The sequence below is a fragment of the uncultured Empedobacter sp. genome (assembly GCF_937930195.1).
In the GTDB taxonomy this organism is placed as follows: Bacteria; Bacteroidota; Bacteroidia; order Flavobacteriales; family Weeksellaceae; genus Empedobacter; species Empedobacter stercoris.
This window is the reverse complement of sequence record NZ_CALGVK010000035.1, coordinates 1-3,410: the sequence shown is the minus strand read 5'-3', so window position 1 is coordinate 3,410 and position 3,410 is coordinate 1. Positions and strand designations below refer to the sequence as shown.

The window sequence follows — 3,410 nt, the reverse complement described above, 5'->3', positions numbered from 1 at the left end:
TTCCTGCTGATTTTGAAGAATCTCGAATTGCTTCATTGTTAGAACGTAAACTAATCTCAGAAGCTTAATCATGACAAATAAAGAATACATACAAAGCGTAATGTTGAGAGTTGGAGCTAATGCAAATGATGTCACTATTTTATTTGCTGAAAATCCAACTTTAAACCCAGACGGACAATTGATTTTAGAAGACTGCGAGAAAGCTTTGTATGATTCTTTTTGTTCTTGGATTCCGATGTATGAAAGTGTTTCCGAAGGAGATATGACGGTTAAATGGAATTGGAATGCGATTCGAATGATGTTAGGTCGTTTGGCTGCAAAGTTAGATTTACCTAATCCATTAGATGAAAACGAACCAACAGTAACTGCGATAGATCCATGGGGGCAATAGGACACGATCATTATTTATTTGTCGAAGATAATTCTTTGGTTTACGATGAAGAAACAGGCGAAATGATTCCGAATGAAAACGGAATAAAGTTTATTTCTATGTGTCGTGAGCAAGTAAATTCAAGTGGAAAAGTGATTGCTGGTACTGATGGAATTACAATTGCTTTTAATTCAGTGATTCATTTGGATAAATCTGTTTTACCGATTGAATTAGGAAAAACTATCATTGTTTCAAATGATTCAGAAGGTAAGGACGTAAGGATTAAAGGTAGTGTTCTAAGATTTACAGAAGGATTATTACACAATCGATTATGGGTATAAGACCGAATTTTTCGAGTAAAGATTTAGATAAGCTAAATCAAAAAATAATTGATGATACTTTAAAAAAATGTATTCAAGCTTATTTATACTTAGGTGAAAATGTTGTTTCTCATGCAAAACAAAGTGTTGGTTTTATGGATCAAACAGGAAACTTAAGATCATCTATTGGTTATGTACTTTTCGTGAATGGACAAGTTTACCGAGAATTTTACGAAGGTAAAGCAGTTGGAACATCCGAGGGAAAACAATTCGCTCGAGAATTAGCTTCTAAAGCAAGGAAAGCTCCAATAGTTTTAGTCTTTACAGCAGGAATGAATTACGCTTATTCGGTTGAATCTAAAGGTTACAATGTTTTAGCAGCTTCTGAGAATTACGCTAAACAAGTAGCTGATTTAATAATCAAACAAATAATGATGAAATGATGTACGATATTTTCGATGCAAACGAATTGCTTTTTAAAGCTTTAAATATCGATGAAGTTAAATCTGCTATCAAAGGTAAGTTGTATAATGATAGTCGTCCAATAAATTCACTGAACGAAGACATTGTCGTGAATACTATTACAATAACAACCGTTTTTAAACCTCAATTAGCAACTTCTAATATTAATATTTATGTTCCTGATTTAGAATTGGGAGTTAAAAATTCAAGAAGATTAAAAGAGATTTCGAGAGTTGTTCGCAAAGTATTTGAAGATCATCAATTCATAGGGAAGTCAGTTTATATTTCAGACTTAGGAATCATCCAAGAACAAAACGAAAAAGAACATTATGTAAATCTTCGAATACAGTGGAGAATTTACGATCAAAAAACAAACTAATTATTAATTTTTAAAAAAAACGATATTATGCAAAAATACACATTTGGGTTAACAGCTATATTAGTCGGAGCGGTTTTACCAACAGGGTTAATGCCAAGTTTAGCAACGTTAAAGAAAATTGGAGAAGTAAACGAGGGCTCGGCTTCAATGACAATGGAAAAGGGTGAATCAACTAAAATCTATGAAGAAGGAAATCCAACACCTAAAGTTGTAATTCCTAAACCAGATTCTGTTAGTTTTGAATTTGCTTTATTAGATGCAACACCAGAATTAATTAAAGAGTATTTAGGTGGAGTTACTGAAGGTGCAACCGCAGTAGGATTCTTAGGTAAAACTATTCAGGTTGAAAAAGCTGTTTTAGTTAAGCCAGATCAAGGTGTTTATTTCGCAATACCACGCGCAAGTATTACAGCTACTATTGGAGGAGAATTTAATTCGGATGGAACTTTAGTTATGACAATGACTGTAGAACCATTAGATCCAGGAAATGATAAAAGTCCAATTTCAACAGATTATTTAGCTAATCTTGAAGCTAATTTACCTCCTGCTGGATAAGTAATTTATTTAATATTTTATAACTAAAAAACCACTCTTTATAGGAGTGGTTTTTTTTATTTCCTCCCTTAACTCGCTCTTAACTCAACACTTTTTACAATACTAAATCCTTATTCATTCACCATTTTTGTATAAATCGAAATCCATGGATCAAAAAGATATACAAAGAGAAGAAATCAAAACTTTGATTGAAACGCCTTACGAGTTTGAAGTAGAATTCAATAAAAAAATAACTATTCAAGAAAAATACTTTTTTGGTTTAATTCCTTATAAAAAAAAGGTGGTTAAAAAGGTTAAAGAAAAATTCGAAATCAAACCTTGTACATTATCGACTTTGGACCGACTTTGCCAATATCAAATCGAATTATTTTTTGATGAAGGTAAATTGAATAACGAGCTTGAAATTTTTAATCAAACAAAACTTATTGCATATAAAAACGCTAAAATAATGGCGGATATAGTTGCAGTTGCTGTTCTTGGAGTTGATTATTCAAAATCAGAATTTAAACGAGTTTCAAACATTCTTTACAATTCTCTTACACCAGCTAAACTATTTGAGATTATAAATGAGATTCTTAAATCACAGGATCTTGCAAATTTTATGCACTCTACTCGATTAGCATCGATAAAGATGACGATAAGTCCGAACGAAGTAGAGTAAAAGGAATGAAAAGCACTTACGGAACAAGAGCTTCTATTTGTGCGCATTTCGGATGGACACTTGATTATTTAGAAAACCAAATCCCTTGGTCAAAAGTAATTCGTTTGATGGCAGATTTACCTTCTTACGATTACGATGATGACGAAAATAAAAATACCCAAACAAAAAAAGCAGTAAAAATAACAGAACAGAATGCAGACGACATTCTTAAAATGTTTCAAAGCTAATGGATATAAATAACGGAAGATTAGGATTTACCCAAGACTTAGATAATCAAAAATTTTTAAATGCACTTCGACAATCGAATAAAGGTGTAGAAGATTTTAATACACATGTTCAAAATCAATTCAAACAATCTACAGGAGTAGTTAATACACTTGCAAAAGGAGTAGCAGCTTTTTTAACAGTTGATTATGCAACTCAATTTGTTTCTCAAATGGTTAAAGTTAGAGGAGAATTTGAGCAATTAGAAATTGCCTTCACAACTATGTTAGGTAGTAAGGAGAAAGCAGATTCTTTAATGCAAGAAATTGTAACATTTGCAGCAACAACTCCTTTCGGTTTACAATCTACTTCGGAAGCTACTAAAATGTTATTAGCTTATGGAGAAAGTGCTGAAACCGCTTTGGATACAATGCGAAAACTTGGAGATATAGCTTCAGG

7 protein-coding genes and 1 pseudogene are annotated in these 3,410 nt (G+C 32.1%); all 8 read left to right on the top strand.

Annotation, left to right across the window (positions count from 1 at the left end; translation table 11 throughout):
* Positions 1-70 precede the first annotated feature (70 nt).
* Complete coding sequence (locus Q0616_RS02175; RefSeq protein WP_298774687.1) at positions 71-391, top strand: DUF6706 family protein; 321 nt, start codon at positions 71-73, stop codon at positions 389-391.
* Entirely contained in the window at positions 379-711 is a 333-nt protein-coding gene (locus Q0616_RS02170) for a hypothetical protein (RefSeq protein WP_298774684.1), read from the top strand. Before Q0616_RS02175 ends, Q0616_RS02170 begins: the two co-directional genes overlap by 13 nt.
* Positions 702-1,133 carry a hypothetical protein gene (locus tag Q0616_RS02165; protein WP_298774682.1) on the top strand — a complete coding sequence of 144 codons (432 nt, stop codon included), beginning with the start codon at positions 702-704 and terminating at the stop codon, positions 1,131-1,133. The genes Q0616_RS02170 and Q0616_RS02165 overlap by 10 nt, the downstream gene beginning before the upstream one ends.
* Positions 1,130-1,531 (top strand): hypothetical protein, encoded by a 402-nt coding sequence (locus Q0616_RS02160; protein ID WP_298774679.1) that lies wholly within the window; start codon positions 1,130-1,132, stop codon positions 1,529-1,531. The genes Q0616_RS02165 and Q0616_RS02160 overlap by 4 nt, the downstream gene beginning before the upstream one ends.
* Positions 1,532-1,558: 27 nt before the next feature.
* Positions 1,559-2,086, top strand: a complete 528-nt coding sequence (locus Q0616_RS02155) for a hypothetical protein (protein ID WP_298774676.1) — start codon at positions 1,559-1,561, stop codon at positions 2,084-2,086.
* 145 nt (positions 2,087-2,231) lie between these two features.
* Entirely contained in the window at positions 2,232-2,747 is a 516-nt protein-coding gene (locus Q0616_RS02150) for a hypothetical protein (RefSeq protein ID WP_298774674.1), read from the top strand.
* A 5-nt stretch (positions 2,748-2,752) separates the two neighbouring features.
* A complete protein-coding gene (locus Q0616_RS02145) occupies positions 2,753-2,974 on the top strand; it encodes a hypothetical protein (RefSeq protein WP_298774671.1) in 222 nt (73 codons plus the stop codon).
* A pseudogene (locus tag Q0616_RS02140) lies at positions 2,974-3,410 on the top strand (phage tail tape measure protein); the annotation flags it as partial. The gene Q0616_RS02145 and the pseudogene Q0616_RS02140, both read left to right, overlap by 1 nt.